This window comes from Ferrimonas balearica (assembly GCF_019802055.1).
Lineage (GTDB): Bacteria > Pseudomonadota > Gammaproteobacteria > Enterobacterales > Shewanellaceae > Ferrimonas > Ferrimonas balearica_A.
Window position 1 is genome coordinate 1 of the sequence record NZ_JAHVHW010000003.1, and the last position, 14,069, is coordinate 14,069.

Below are 14,069 nucleotides of genomic sequence, written 5' to 3' on the forward strand. Positions count from 1 at the left end.
GCTACTCAATGAATACTGAATTAACTTGGTGTCACTCAGTAGCATCGAGAAAATGATGATTTCTCAACACTGCGTGAGTGCCCACACAGATTGTCTGACTAATTGTTAAAGAGCGTTGCCTCGTTTCTCCGAGGCAGGATGCGCATTTTAGCGCTTCCTCAGCGCTCGTCAAGGGCGTTTCCGCCAATTCTTTTCGAACGCTGCTTTTGTCGCCATCACCTTGGGTTCCGGCGTTGTCGCCCGGGGCGTTTCCCCTGTCGACGGAGGCGCATTATAGGGCCCCTATTCGCGCTGACAAGTGGGAATTCACCCCTTTTAGACCGTTTGACCAGTTTCTGTTCAAGCCGGGGTGTTTTTGGCCGGTTTCTGCCTGTTTTCTGCTATCCAGGCTACCGCAGAGGGCAGATCCGGCCCACACCAGTCGGGCGCCTCCCCTTTATTGAGATTATTAAGTGCCGAGCCATCGCCAATAAACAGTGTGGCTTTTACTCCTGCCCCTTTGCCCGCTTCAATGTCGCTAAGCTTATCCCCCACCATATAGGAGGACGCTAACATCAGGTCCAGTTCACGAGCTGCCGTAAGCAACATGCCGGGGTTGGGTTTCCGGCAATCACAATCCATACGATATGGCGCATCTCCCTTATCAGGGTGATGCGGACAGTGATACACCCCCGCCAGCGGCGCACCGGCTTCAGTGAACTGATCGCTCATCCACGCGCTCAGTTGTCTGAACTGCTGCTCATCATAGTAGCCCCGGGCAATGCCGGACTGATTGGTGACCACCACCAACGCAAAGCCCGCTTTAACCAGTGCTGCGCAGGACTCCAGCACACCGGGCAAAAACTCAAACGCGTCAATACTGCCGACATAGCCGTGATCCCGATTGATCACCCCATCTCTGTCTAAAAACACCGCAGGGCGCACGCCGCCTCTCCCAATCAAACCGTTTCACCGTCGGGAAGTATTCCTGCCAGGGCCAATAAGGTCAAAAAGATTGCGGCCGGGCTGGCTTTCCGCCTCCTGCTTTCTCTCGTGACAGCAGCGTCCAACACCTCTCAGCTTCGGCAGCGATTCCAATCGCCACCCGACTTTAGACGTCTAAATGTCCAAATGGCCATTGACAGGCGTCTGGACGTCCAAATAGACTGCAGCCATACGCCGCCCCGACAGGGCGACCCAATAACGAGAAAACCTCTACCCATGATTCGACTGAACGCCGTATCCAAGTCCTATCGTCAGGGAGACCGGCTTATCCCTGCCCTGAAGCCTCTGGACCTGCACGTGCCCGCCGGAACCATCTTCGGCATTATTGGCAGCTCCGGTGCAGGCAAGAGCACGCTGATCCGCTGCGTCAACCTGCTGGAACAGCCTGACTCAGGCTCTGTGATCATTGATGGCCAGGACCTGACCACTCTCAATGGCACCGCCCTTCGTCAGGCTCGTCAGCAGATCGCGATGATTTTTCAACACTTCAATCTGCTGGCATCCCGCACGGTTTTTGACAATGTGGCCCTCCCTCTGGAGTTGGCTGGGCAGAGTAAGCAGGCCATTCAGGAGAAGGTCACTCCACTGCTGGAGTTGGTCGGGCTGGCTGATAAAGCCGATGTGTACCCCGCCAACCTCTCTGGCGGCCAGAAACAGCGCGTTGCCATCGCCCGCGCCCTTGCCAATGAGCCAAAGGTACTGCTGTGCGACGAGGCCACTTCCGCGCTGGACCCGGAGACCACCAAGTCGATCCTGGCGCTGCTGAAATCGATCAATCAGCGTCTTGGCCTCACCATTTTGTTGATCACTCACGAGATGGAGGTGGTGAAGCAGATCTGCGATCGCGTCGGCATCATCGATGACGGCTACCTGATTGAGCAGGGTGAAGTGGGCCCCTTCTTTGCCAACGCGCAGACCGACCTGGCCCGGCGCTTTATCCGCTCTACCCTCCATCTTGAGATCCCCGACAGCTACAAAGCCGCCCTGAAGGACACCAAAGGGGAGAATGGCCTGCCCCTGATCCGTCTGAGCTTTCACGGCGACAGCGTCGACGCTCCGGTTATCACCCAGGCCGCCAAGCAGTTTGGCATCGACATCAGCATTCTTAGCGCTCAGATGGAGTACGTCGGTGGCACCAAGTTTGGTCTGATGCTGGCTGAACTGATGGGGCGCGATGACGCAATCAATCAGGCCACCCAGTACCTGCTGGAACACAATATCGATGTAGAGGTGCTCGGCTATGTCCAGTGATCTGTTTCCCCTGCTGTGGGGCGCCACCCTGCAAACCCTTCAGATGGTGTTCCTGTCCGGGTTTATCGCGGCATTGGCCGGCATACCGCTTGGCGTTGTCCTGCATCTGACCAAATCCGGTCAACTGCTGGCCAACCCCGCCATCAACCGGGTACTGGGTATGGTGATCAACGCGGGTCGCTCTGTGCCCTTCATTATTCTGTTGGTCGCCATCATCCCCTTTACCCGTCTGGTGGTCGGCACCAGCATCGGCACCATGGCAGCGGTTGTCCCGCTCACCGTTGGCGCCATCCCATTTATTGCCCGCCTGATTGAAGGCGCACTGATGGAGGTGCCCGCCGGACTGGTGGAAGCCGCCCAGGCGATGGGCGCCAGCCCGGCCCAGATCATCAGCAAGGTGCTGCTTCCCGAAGCCCTGCCCGGCATCGTGAACAGCATCACCATCACTCTGGTGACGCTGGTCAGCTACTCCGCCATGGCCGGAGCGGTCGGAGGCGGTGGCCTCGGCGACGTCGGGATCCGTTACGGCTACTACCGCTTTGAACTGGACGTGATGCTGGCCACCATCGTGATATTGCTGGTGCTGGTTCAGGCCCTGCAGAGTGCTGGCGATGCTCTGGTACGCCGCATCGACCACCGTTAAACCCAACTTCAAGAACAACAAAACCAAAAGGACAAGCTAATGAATCTGTTTCGCTCTCTGATTGCTGGCGCTGCTGCCCTCGCTCTGACCGCCTGTGGCGGTAACGATGAAAATGTATTGAAGCTGGGTGCCATGGCGGGTCCGGAAGCCCAGGTGGCTGAAGTGGCCGCCAAGCTCGCCAAGGAGCAGTTTGGTCTGGAAGTGGAGATCGTTCCCTTTACTGATTACGTGACTCCCAACGCCGCCCTTAACGATGGCAGCATTGACATCAACGCGTTCCAACACCGTCCCTACCTGGATGGTCAGGTAGAAGCGCGCGGCTATGACCTGGTGGCGGTAGCCAACACCTTCGTATACCCCATTGCCGCTTACTCTCAGAGCATCCGTTCTCTGGATGATCTGCCGCATGGCGCCAAAGTGGCTCTGCCCAATGACCCCACTAACCTGGGCCGCTCTCTGGTACTGCTAGAGCAGCAGGGCCTGCTGACCCTCAAGCCTGGCGTCGGCATCGCCGCCACTCCGCGTGACGTGGTTGAAAACCCCAAGCAGCTTGAGATCCTGGAGTTGGAAGCGGCCCAACTGCCCCGCGCCCTGCAGGATGTGAGCTTTGCCGTTATCAACAACACCTTTGCAGGCCAGGCGGGTCTGACCCTGGAAAGCCACGGCCTGTTTGTGGAGGACAAGGAGAGCCCCTACGTCAACCTGATCGTAGCGCGCACCAACAACCAGAACGACCCGCGTATCGCTCAGTTTATCGAGTCCTACCAGTCCGATACGGTGCATGAAAAAGCGCTGGAGCTGTTCAACGGCAATATTGTCAAAGGGTGGTAATCCCCCACTGACGCAAAAAGGAGGCCTGGGCCTCCTTTTTTATTACCAACGCCCGCAGGGCTAAGCTGGCTCAAACCGGATAAACAGATTGGCGGTGAGGCGCCCGGACAGCGGATCATCACTGATGTCCTGCTCAGGATTAACCTGTATGGAGTGGAGCAGGTTACCGGGATAGATCGCCAATCGGTTCTCCCGATACGGCACCGAGTAGTAACAATCGTAGTGATGATTGCTCTCCACCATATAGGCCGGAGGCAACTTCATCAGTTCATCAAGCGCCGACTGCGCCAGACTGAAGTACCCATCCATTCGCTTTGCATCAATTCGTTCGTAGCCGGACTCACGATGACGGAACAGCGCCGTGCTTCCGTGGGGCCCGGGATTCAGATAGTGCAGCAACGCAAAATGGTAAGGGTCCGGCGTATCGAAATGGGGCAATCGCTGCAGCGGCTGCAACCTCTCAGGGGATTGCGTCAGCAGCGAGAAGCTGAACCCAGCGGGCCGAAGCTGATAATGCTCCGGCACCCCATGGAGTTGCCGGAGCAGCGGCACCGCCCGATTTACCACATCAATCACGTAGGAGGGGGGAAGTGGCGCCCGAATCCCCGGATAAAAGGCCCCCATCGCGCTTTTAAATTCACCGCACTGGCACGCCACATCACGCAACGATGCAACGCACTGAACCGCATCGTCCACCACCAGAATCGGGGTCCGCTCTCTCCCGACTCGCGACACCACCGGCTCCCAGTATGGCGTCAACTCCGTGATGCGCTGAGCCGGATCCATCGGATTGGGCTTGACCATCCTCAGTCCGCGTCTTTCACACTGGAGGGGCAGTAGTGCCGAACAAAGTCCAGGTGGGGCGGATACCCATCCACTTTGCGCTTCACCGTGCTGCGAATGTTGCCGAGAAAAGCCTCCAGTTCGCCATCCTCCATCATGTCGACAACCGGGTGATAGTGGCTCGGCATTATCCCCTGCCCCATCATCACCTGAATCCAGGAGCTCTCCCCAAACAGCTCATTGCCATGTTTGAACACCTTCCCCGCCTCCGAGAACATCGCGATGCGATGGGCCAGCGATTCGGGAATTGGCATTCGTTGGCAGTGGGCCCAGAAACGGCTGTCCTGACGATCCGTCACCTTGTAGTGCAACACCAGAAAATCGCGGATGTTCTGCATCTCTTCCAGTGTCTGGGCATTGAACTCCGCCATGTCTGCGTCCACCAGTCCGTTGCTGGGGAACAGCTGCATCAGCCGGATGATGCTTCTCTGGATCAGGTGGATGCTGGTGGACTCCAGAGGCTCGAGGAAGCCGCTGGACAGTCCGATGGCAACACAGTTTTTGTTCCAGTGACGACGGCGTGTTCCGGTGCGGAACTTGATGACCCTTGGCTCGCTCAGGCAGGTGCCTTCGATGTTGTCGGTGAGCACCTGCATTGCCTCGTCATCGCTCCAGTATTTGCTGCAATACACGATGCCGTTGCCCGTCCGGTTCTGCAGCGGAATGCGCCACTGCCAACCGGCCTCATGAGCGATGGAACGGGTGTATGGCGGGGGCGTGCCCACCGACGTGGTTTGCACAGCAATGGCGCTGTCGCAGGGGAGCCAGTGGCTCCAGTCGTCGTAACCGGTATTCAGGGTCTGCTCAATCAGCAGGGCACGGAACCCGGTGCAGTCGATAAACAGATCCCCGGCAATCTGCTCGCCATTGTCCAGCCGAAGCGACTGGATATGGCCATCCTCCGGCCGCTGCAACACCTCGACGATCCGCCCTTCAACACGACGCACCCCAAACCCTTCGGAGAAGCGGCGGAGAAAGCGGGCGTAGAGTGTCGCATCCATATGATAGGCGTGGTTGTACTCCTGATTGGGCAACACCGCAAAACGGCCGGAGCGGGCCGCGAGGTGCTCGCTGCAGTAGTCGCCGATCTCAGAAACCAGCCCGCGCTGCTGGCCCTTCAGCCAGAAGTGCTGAAAGCCACAGGCCCAGCAATCCTTGCCAAGAAAGCCAAATGAGTGGAGGTAGTCCTTGCCGACATCGCGCCAGTTTTCAAACATGATCCCCAGTTTGAAGGTGGCGTTGGTCGCCGCCATCACCTCCTGCTCACTCAGACCGAGCAAGCGGTGAAAGATGTGCAGTGTCGGGATGGTTGCTTCACCGACGCCCACGGTCCCTATCTGGTCCGACTCCACCAACACAACATCGAGTCGTTTGCCCATCAATTTGGTCAGTGCGGCGGCGGTCATCCAGCCGGCGGTTCCCCCACCGGCAATCACCACCCGGGTCTTTTGGCCTTCCATGCGTTCTCCCCTCCCCTTTACCGTTGTTCTTATCGTTTGAGATGGTTACTCAGTTCCGCCCTGAGTTTGCGGGCGTTTCGTTCATCCAGCGGTTTGGTCAACATCCCTTGTGCCTGCTGAGGCAGCTGAGGCAGATCGTCCGCGTCGTGGTCAAACACGTAGTGTTCAAAAATCGCTTTCCAGGCCTGACGTTGAGCCTTAGGCAAGGAACGCAATGCCAGAATCGCGTGCAACAGCGCGTTATTGGGTCGACCGAGATAGGCCGGAGAATCCCGCCACCAGTGGGTCAACAGCACATTAAAGTCCGCCAGGCTCTCAACCTGGTGCCACCACATGCTGGGCAGATAGAGCAGATCACCGGGCGCCAGCTCCGCGGTCAACGATGCCGCTTGCGCCTCGGCGTATTTCGGGTACCGGGACAGATCCGGGGCAGCGGGGTCCACCATGCTGATCGGCTGACCACCGGGCGCCAGTTCCATCGGCCCGATATAGAGATTGCTGACCTGTTCCGGAGGAAAGAGCGTGAAAGTCCGGTTGCCCACCAGATTGCAGGCCAGGTTGTGAGGAAAATCGAAATGCGCGGCCACCCGGCTTCGGTTGCCCAGCCAGAGGTTCGCCATTGGCTCAACCTCACCAAGGTCGATATGGTGCTCAGTGGACAATCCGGGAAAGGTATGGCCAATCTCGGTTGAGCCGACGTAGATCCCCGCTGGTTTCTCCTGCCTCTCTTCGGTAAACAGCGCTTCGAGAACCTGGCCCAGATCCAGCCTGCCGGCCTGGTAGTTGAACCCATCGAGAGTCTCGTTGTAGAACACCCTTCCTTGCGCCTCAGGGGGCAAACGGTAAGCGATGACCGGCGCGCCCTGATAGTGGGACATCAGCAGGCGAGCCGCCTCCCGGGCACTGCGCCGACCGGCCTGAACCAAGGGCCAGGCTTCACACTGTCCCCTGAAGATCAGCGGTTCATTCCGCTCCCGGATCCGTTCTCGCAACGCCGCCACAGGCACCGCGGCGATCTCCTCGACAGGGGTGCGCTTCATCAGGCCGCGTTCCCTTTCTGACGGGCGTTGATCCTCTCCATCATCGGCCGGATGTTGGATTGGGAAGCGATGGCCAGATAGATTGCCTGCAGGTAGCCCCGGTTGTGGAGGGAGGCAAGTGCCGCTCCGGACAGTGACGCCAGTACGGTTTCATTGATGGTATAGAAGCCGATCATCTGATGTCGCTCACCGTTGTCCAGAGTCAGGTCGAGGGTAAACGACTCCAGCAGCTCATGTTCCAGCAGGGCGTCAATAAACGCTTTGCTGTCCTCCAGACCGTGATGGATAAGATCCAGCATCTCCACCACCTCATCCAGGTAAGGGGTGCTGCCACCAAAGGGTTGAAACAGGGGCTCCCCATTCGTCTGGCTGACGCGGGGGCTGTCCAGATCGATGTGCACCACGCGCTGATGAACGGCGACCCCATCCTCCATGACCGATTGCTGGCCAATCAGAAAGGGCTGACGGCGAACGGTCAACGGCACATAGCTGGCTTCCCAGTTCTGCTCATTCAGAAAGAGGTTGTCGTTGTGACAAAACCCAAACAGCGCCACCGCCTGGAACTGTCCGTTATTGGGGTCCTTGTAAAAGAAGATGGGATAGTGCGCCTGGACGCTGCGAAACTCCTCGGGAAAGGTCACGCTGAACCATTGGTTATCTCCGTACTTCTCACCAAACTCCCGAATCACTTTCAGGTCCTGATGCTCAACACTGTTTAACAAGACATGATTCGCCATCGTCTTCCCCTTTCTCATTCCCTGAAGGTTAAATTTTTTGAAACCCAAACTGCCTGACCTTGTTTATCAAGGTTCGGTTGTCGGGCAGCGTTCGAAGTAACTGGTGCGTGCGTTTTCGGTTCTCATCAAACAAGGTGAGCGCCTTACGCTGCTGTGAAGGCTTGATGTGTACCGGGTTGGCGGTATCGAACCCCATGCCATAAAGCACGTATTGATAGCTTGCGGCCGGGAACAGCGGGCGTTTCTGGCTGATGTCGGCATCGGAAGGTGCCCGATGTCGCCACAGCGCCAGCTTCTCCTGCAGTTCAGACGGTATTGAGCTGGCGTCACGGTGGGCCCGCCAGTAGGGCGTATCTTCCCGTTGGCTGACCACATAGTGCAGCTTGAGAAACTCAATCACCTGCTGCCACTGTTGCTGATGGAGGTGGTTCATCCGCTGGGCAATCAAGGGTAGGGTTGCCCGGGTTGGCGGCAACTGTTCAGCAAATGCCGAGGCCATGGTTTCGATCAGCGCCAGGGCTGACGCCTCCAGGGGTTCGATGAATCCTGCCGCCATGCCAATGGCCATGCAGTTGTTCTTCCAGCAAACCGCCCGATAGCCCGGGGTAAACTGAAGGCTTCGAGCATTCAGAGTGGCGTTCTGGTCCAGCCCCAGATAGGTTCTGAGCTGCTGTTCAGCGTCCGCCTCACTACTGAACGCCGAGGCGTAAACCGCCCCTACCCCTCTGCGGCTGGACAAGCCGATGTCCCAGATCCAGCCTGCCCCATTGGCGGTCGCCACCGTACATGAGGCGATCGGGTCTTCTTCGCTCTCGTAAGGCACCTGAACCGCCAGGGCGCGATCGTTAAACAGCACCGAATGTTGCTCAACCAGCGGGACATCAAGGTGCTGTCCCAGCAATAGTGAGCGGGCCCCACTGCAATCGATAAAGAGGTCACCCTTCACCGGGCCGTGCTGCCGGGTCACGACTGCGGCGATGTCACCTTGCGCATCTGACTGCACCGAGTCGATGTGCGCGGGCAGGTAACGGACGCCAAGTCGGTTGGTGCAGTGAGCCTGCAGCAGTTGGCCAAACTTGCCTGCATCCAGGTGATAGCCGTAGTTGTTGTGGAAGTGGAACTCCGGTGTCGAGATGGTTTTGGGGGCTAAGCCCGTCAGAGCGGGTTGAGTCTGACCGCACACCGCGTCAGCGAACGCCACCTGTTCCCGAAAAGGGAGCCAGTGTTCACTCAGGTTCAGTTCCGGTTGACCCGAAGGCAACGTGAAGGGATGAAGGTAACGGTCCCGGCCTACGTCGCCCGTCCGCCACCCCCGAAACAGAGAGCCTTGTTTGAAGCTGGCATCACACTCAAGCAGAAACGCGGTCTCACTGATGCCGAGCGTCGCCAGTGTTTGACGCATGGAGGGCCAGGTTCCCTCTCCCACACCGATAGTGGCCACATCGGGGGATTCGATCAGCGTAATGGTGATGCGTGGATTGGCTAACGCCTGACCCTGATCCATGTTGTGGCGCGCCGCCAGCAGCCCGGCGGTCAGCCAACCGGCACTCCCCCCGCCGACAATCACCACATTGTTGATCACCTTTTCCATCCCTGAGCCCTTTTATTCTTGTTTATCGGCTTACTCGGTACGCTGAATCCAGCGCCGGAACGTGTCCGTTGCGTTCCCCGGATCACCCAAAAAGAAAACGCTTACATTTTTACAACCCTACTACAGTAATTCCTGTCAGACCACTCGATTCCCGCCGGAAACCCAGCAGAATTTATCGCCACACAACGCCGCTGATACGGGATTCCAAACCACTAGAGAACCCGGTCCGCTCATTTCACATTGCCACTCAACTCCGGCGCAGAAAGCCCCTCTTCTCATCGCCCTTCAAGCCAAGGCAAAAAAAAAGGAGGCAACAACGGGTTGCCTCCATGGGAGATAGCCAATGGGTCGTTAAAAGGTGTAACGAGCCCCGAGGCTATAGCGAGCACCCGTTTGCACGTAGTTGAGTACCTGCTCTTCGGAGCGACCGTGAATCCGCACTTTCTCATCGGTCACGTTCAGGCCCTCAACAAACACCGTCAGGCCCTTCACCACAGGGACGTCGTAGCTGACGCTGAAGTCCACCTGGTAGTACTCCTCGGTGTACTGCGGGTTCGCACCGGTTCCCTGGCCTGTGGAGCTGAGGAACTGATCCCGCCAGTTGTAGGCCAGTCGAGCCTGGAAGCCATAATTTTCATACATGGCTACCACGTTGGCGGTATCGCTGATGCCGATGATCACGTTCTGCGGCGTGTCCCCTTCCCGGTTGAGGTTGTAGTTGTTGTACTCCTCATCACCGTTCACCAGGGTGTAGTTGGCCTGCAGGCCCAGACCGGTATCACCGAAGAAGTGCTGGAACGCGAACTCCCAACCGTCGATAGTCTGCTTACGATCGCTGTTGCTTGGTCGGGTAATGATGAAGTCCATCAGCGGGTCGTTCGGCCCACCAAGAATCTCCACATTGCCGTTGGCCGGGTTCACGGAGACCAGCGGGCTCGGGTTCGGTGAATCCGGACCGTAGTTGTCCAGGATATAGGCTCGCTGATCCGCCGATTCGGTGAATCCGGCATCAATGGCTTCCTGTACCCAAGCGCTGTTGGCGGGATTGGTGATGCCATTCTGACTCTGCGTTACCGGAGTGGCGTCGATGAAGTTTGTGACGTCCTTCAGGAAGAAACCCACAGAGACGTAATTGGCATCCTCGTAGTACCACTCGGCGGACAGGTCATAGTTGGTGGATTCCAGCGGTTCCAGCGCCGGGTTACCGGTACTGCCGCTGCCGCCGCCCTTATTCGCCAAAGTGCCCAGGGTGGTGCCGCCCTGAATGGAGACATAGTCGGGACGCCCGATGGTTTCGCTGTAGGCGGCACGAACGTAGAGGTCATCCATCACTTCAATATTGAAGTTGAGGTTCGGCAACCAGTACTCGTAGTCCCCTTTTTGCGTCTCGAACACGGAGGGATCCAACTGATCCTGATTCAGGGCGATCTCGGTATCCGCAATCCAGGTGGCACTGGTGTAGTTGATCACCTTGGAGGTCGAGGTGACGTCGGTCTTTTCATAGCGCACACCCAGATGGAAGTTGTAAGGCATGGTGCCCCACTCCCCTTCGTAGTTGTACTGAAGGTAGGCCGAGAGCGATTCCTCAACGGTGTAGCGGTCAGTATCAAAGTTGGTTGTCGGACAGAAGCCGTTGCCGCAGTCACCGATCACGCTGGAAGCGTAGTTCGCTGCCGCGAAGTCACGAACGGCCGCAAAATCCCATAGGAAGATGGTGTTGAGCGGGTCGGTGCTGGCGCCGCCCTGATAGAGGGAGAAGTCCCCCTTGGAGCCGTCAAACTTGTCCAGAACCGTACCGGCAGGGAACCAATCGGGATCCAGATCCCCGGGAGCACCCACGCCGCCCCAATCGTTTCGCTGCACATTGGAGGATTGGGTCCGGTTGTCCACGTCAGTCATCGCCATACCGAAATCGATGCTGCCACCGTGGTCAAACAGGTATTCACCAAACAGCTGGGTTTGTTCGATCTCAGAGCGGTTCTTGTTGTAGCCGAACACGGATCCGGTCACCCGCATATCAGTGGGGTCCAGCGGGTTGTCCATCCCCACCGCCAGTACCGGCACATCGCCGGTAAAGTCCGTCGCGGCACTGTTGCGGATAAAGGCTGCGGTACTCAGGGTGTTGCTGCTGCCCCAGGGGCTGTTGGGCGTCTCTTCCGCAAAGGAGTTGTGGTAATCCAGCTCCAGGCTCAGTCGGTCATTCACGACCCAGCCCACATTGAAGCCCAGGGAACCGCTCTCATCCCGGGTGCCGTAATCGCCCGCCGCCATGGAGAGATCCGCGCCACCACCGGCGTATTGCTCGGAGTAGATCAGCGGAGAGGAAACCGGGCCATCGCTCCAGGTGTTTTCGCTGGGAACAAAGGTGAACCAGGCAGACACGTCATTGAACTGAGTGTCTACGTCGTTGCGGAAGTAGGTGTAATCCAGCGTGGCGCGAATCGAGTCAACCGGTTCATACTGGAGAACCAATTGCCCATTGGTCCGCTTACGCTGCTGCTCTTCAAAGCGGTAGATGGTGGTCTGAGGAACACTGTAGACGTCATCGTCACCCGGTCGGTTGATCTGGTTGTCGTCTTTGGGCACACCGCCCCACTCGGCGTTGGAGCCACCCCAATCCTGGTCCACGATGCCGGGGAAGCTGCGCCAGCCGGTACCAACCTGCGCCTGACGGTTGCCGCTCTCCCGCTCCTGATAGCTGGCGGAGATCAGCACACCAAACTTGTCATCATTGAATGTCTGGGAGTAGAGGCCAGACAGTTCCGGGGTCACCCCGCCGGTGCTGGTTGAGTGATCATCAACCGCCTTCACACCGAACGTGGCATTCAGACCAGGAGAGCTCAAAGGACGGAGGGTCAGCACATTGATGGTTGCCCCGATGCCACCGGTGGGATTCTTCGCCTGACTGGTTTTTTCCACCACGACAGCACTGACCGAGTCGGAAGCGATATTGGAGAAATCAAACGAGCGTGAGCCGGTGGTAACCGGCATCTGGCGGTGGTTCAGCATCACCAGGTTCTGGTCCGGACCAAAACCACGAACCGTCACACGGCTCCCTTCCCCGTTCTGACGGTCAATCGCCACACCGGTGATGCGCTGCATCGATTCAGCCAGATTGGTGTCGGGAAACTTACCGATATCCTCAGCATTGATCGCATCCACCACGCCGTCGGAATCCCGCTTCATGTCCATCGACTTGAGCAAGCTGCCACGGATCCCGCGGACTTCAATCACTTCAACCTTGTCCGTTGATGCCTCTTCGTCGGCGGCAACAACCGGCGCTGCTACCCCCATGCCCAGCGCCAGTGACAAACTGGTGGCCAGTTTCGTCCTTTTAAAGGTTACAGAGTTCATCCCCTCTCCCCTGTCGAGTCATTATTTTTTTCAGGTACCGCTTTCTGGTTTTCATTGGTGTTGAACGAAACAGGTACCACCGACTCACTCTTCCGTTCTGTCAGCGCCAAAATGAAAGCGCTTACATGAAACCTATGGGAGATGATCTCATATGTCAATAAAATGTTGCTATTGGGTTTTACCTGAGGCAGGGGTCGAGCTAAGTGATTGAATTTGCTATCTGATGATTAAGCAGAAATGAGCAGATTCCATGGGTCCCCGGACTAAAAAGGGGGCAAACCTGCCCCCTTCTGACCGCCTGAACCTGGCCTACGATCGAGTGGCAACGGAGTCACGCGCAATAAGCTCCGGTACAAATTCCCCAGCCAGCTCAACTTGTTCCTTTTGATAAACGTGTTTAAGCACCCATCGGGCTGCCATCTTCCCCATCTGATGGATCGGGTTGCTGATGGTCGATAACTTGGGCGTCGTGTACTGAGGGAAACGAACATTGTCGTACCCCATCACTGAGAGATCGTCCGGCACCCGAAGTTGTCTTGCCATCGCGCCGGCAATCGCGCCGGATGCCATGCCATCGTTGGCACAGACCACTGCGGTAAAGGGCCTGCCCAGGTCCAGCAGTTGGTTCATGCCGATGCGACCGCTCTCTTCGTGAAAGTCCCCTTCAAAGAACAGTGTCGGGTCAAAGGGAAGTCCCGCTTCTTTCAGGGCTTTCTTATGGCCCTCGATGCGCTGACGCACATCCAGCTTGTAGAGCGGCCCGGAAATGTAAGCGATCTCCCGATGCCCGTGTTCAAGGACGTAGCGAGTGGAGAGGTAACCGCCCAGTTCGTTATCCAGGTAGATGCAGCGATCGGCAATCCCGGTAACGTAGCGGTTGATCAGAACGATGGGGGTCGAGCCCTGACAAAGCTCAACAAGGTATTGATCCGTGACCGATTCGACGTCCAGAATCAGCGCGTCACAACCGCGGTTAAGCAGGAATTCCACCCCCTCCCGCTCCCGCGCTTCGTTGCCGCCTCCGGCAGCAATGATCACATGCTTTCCCGCCTCTCTCAGCGCATTCTCAATCTCCGCCATCATGGTGCCGTAGTAGGGACCATCCAGTTGTGAGACCAGAACACCAACACTGTCAGAACGATTGGACGCCAGAGAGCGGGCACTGGCATTGGGGCGATAATCGAGCTTCTCCATCGCCTCCAGCACTTTGCGCCGGGTTTTTTCGCTCACCTTGGCGTTGTTATTGACCACCCTCGACACGGTTGCGAGGGAGACCCCGGCCATTACCGAGACGTCGTAGATGGTAGCCATATCCCAAATAAGTCCAATTCAGTC

At 57.6% G+C, this 14,069-nt stretch carries 11 protein-coding genes; 3 read left to right on the top strand and 8 right to left on the bottom strand.

Going from position 1 to position 14,069, the window contains the following annotated elements:
* Window positions 1–339: 339 nt before the first annotated feature.
* Window positions 340–924, bottom strand: coding sequence for a D-glycero-beta-D-manno-heptose 1,7-bisphosphate 7-phosphatase (gmhB, locus tag KUV52_RS00030; protein ID WP_222523892.1), 585 nt, complete (start codon window positions 922–924; stop codon window positions 340–342).
* Between the two features lie 276 nt (window positions 925–1,200).
* Here gmhB and metN point away from each other — a divergent pair, with 276 nt between their 5' ends.
* Genes metN through metQ form a run of 3 tightly spaced genes read left to right on the top strand, consistent with a single transcriptional unit; the run spans window position 1,201 to window position 3,709 of the window.
* Window positions 1,201–2,235 carry a methionine ABC transporter ATP-binding protein MetN gene (gene metN, locus KUV52_RS00035; protein ID WP_222523893.1) on the top strand — a complete coding sequence of 345 codons (1,035 nt, stop codon included), beginning with the start codon at window positions 1,201–1,203 and terminating at the stop codon, window positions 2,233–2,235.
* Window positions 2,225–2,878 carry a methionine ABC transporter permease gene (locus KUV52_RS00040; protein WP_222523894.1) on the top strand — a complete coding sequence of 218 codons (654 nt, stop codon included), beginning with the start codon at window positions 2,225–2,227 and terminating at the stop codon, window positions 2,876–2,878. The genes metN and KUV52_RS00040 overlap by 11 nt, the downstream gene beginning before the upstream one ends.
* Window positions 2,879–2,917: 39 nt before the next feature.
* Entirely contained in the window at window positions 2,918–3,709 is a 792-nt protein-coding gene (metQ, locus tag KUV52_RS00045) for a methionine ABC transporter substrate-binding lipoprotein MetQ (protein ID WP_222523895.1), read from the top strand.
* Between the two features lie 60 nt (window positions 3,710–3,769).
* Here metQ and KUV52_RS00050 read toward each other — a convergent pair whose 3' ends face one another.
* From KUV52_RS00050 to KUV52_RS00080, 7 genes are all read right to left on the bottom strand, one after another.
* Window positions 3,770–4,513 carry a DUF6445 family protein gene (locus KUV52_RS00050; RefSeq protein ID WP_261389806.1) on the bottom strand — a complete coding sequence of 248 codons (744 nt, stop codon included), beginning with the start codon at window positions 4,511–4,513 and terminating at the stop codon, window positions 3,770–3,772.
* Between the two features lie 2 nt (window positions 4,514–4,515).
* Window positions 4,516–6,012: a tryptophan halogenase family protein gene (locus KUV52_RS00055; protein WP_222523896.1), complete on the bottom strand. Its 1,497-nt coding sequence runs from the start codon at window positions 6,010–6,012 to the stop codon at window positions 4,516–4,518.
* A gap of 29 nt (window positions 6,013–6,041) precedes the next feature.
* Entirely contained in the window at window positions 6,042–7,052 is a 1,011-nt protein-coding gene (locus tag KUV52_RS00060) for a cupin-like domain-containing protein (RefSeq protein ID WP_222523897.1), read from the bottom strand.
* Complete coding sequence (locus tag KUV52_RS00065) at window positions 7,052–7,789, bottom strand: SapC family protein (protein WP_222523898.1); 738 nt, start codon at window positions 7,787–7,789, stop codon at window positions 7,052–7,054. Before KUV52_RS00065 ends, KUV52_RS00060 begins: the two co-directional genes overlap by 1 nt.
* 28 nt (window positions 7,790–7,817) lie before the next feature.
* Window positions 7,818–9,380, bottom strand: a complete 1,563-nt coding sequence (locus KUV52_RS00070) for a tryptophan halogenase family protein (protein ID WP_222523899.1) — start codon at window positions 9,378–9,380, stop codon at window positions 7,818–7,820.
* A gap of 351 nt (window positions 9,381–9,731) precedes the next feature.
* Entirely contained in the window at window positions 9,732–12,734 is a 3,003-nt protein-coding gene (locus KUV52_RS00075) for a TonB-dependent receptor (protein WP_222523900.1), read from the bottom strand.
* A 309-nt stretch (window positions 12,735–13,043) separates the two neighbouring features.
* Window positions 13,044–14,045: a LacI family DNA-binding transcriptional regulator gene (locus tag KUV52_RS00080; protein ID WP_222523901.1), complete on the bottom strand. Its 1,002-nt coding sequence runs from the start codon at window positions 14,043–14,045 to the stop codon at window positions 13,044–13,046.
* Between the last annotated feature and the right edge of the window lie 24 nt (window positions 14,046–14,069).

What these genes read in the sequence shown, in the direction of transcription:
- KUV52_RS00070 (WP_222523899.1), bottom strand. Translation starts at nt 9,380, where the DNA reads ATGGAAAAGGTGATCAACAATGTGGTGATTGTCGGCGGGGGGAGTGCC.
- KUV52_RS00055 (WP_222523896.1), bottom strand. Translation starts at nt 6,012, where the DNA reads ATGGAAGGCCAAAAGACCCGGGTGGTGATTGCCGGTGGGGGAACCGCC.
- KUV52_RS00060 (WP_222523897.1), bottom strand. Translation starts at nt 7,052, where the DNA reads ATGAAGCGCACCCCTGTCGAGGAGATCGCCGCGGTGCCTGTGGCGGCG.
- metQ (WP_222523895.1), top strand. Translation starts at nt 2,918, where the DNA reads ATGAATCTGTTTCGCTCTCTGATTGCTGGCGCTGCTGCCCTCGCTCTG.
- KUV52_RS00080 (WP_222523901.1), bottom strand. Translation starts at nt 14,045, where the DNA reads ATGGCTACCATCTACGACGTCTCGGTAATGGCCGGGGTCTCCCTCGCA.
- metN (WP_222523893.1), top strand. Translation starts at nt 1,201, where the DNA reads ATGATTCGACTGAACGCCGTATCCAAGTCCTATCGTCAGGGAGACCGG.
- KUV52_RS00050 (WP_261389806.1), bottom strand. Translation starts at nt 4,513, where the DNA reads ATGGTCAAGCCCAATCCGATGGATCCGGCTCAGCGCATCACGGAGTTG.
- KUV52_RS00065 (WP_222523898.1), bottom strand. Translation starts at nt 7,789, where the DNA reads ATGGCGAATCATGTCTTGTTAAACAGTGTTGAGCATCAGGACCTGAAA.
- KUV52_RS00040 (WP_222523894.1), top strand. Translation starts at nt 2,225, where the DNA reads ATGTCCAGTGATCTGTTTCCCCTGCTGTGGGGCGCCACCCTGCAAACC.
- KUV52_RS00075 (WP_222523900.1), bottom strand. Translation starts at nt 12,734, where the DNA reads ATGAACTCTGTAACCTTTAAAAGGACGAAACTGGCCACCAGTTTGTCA.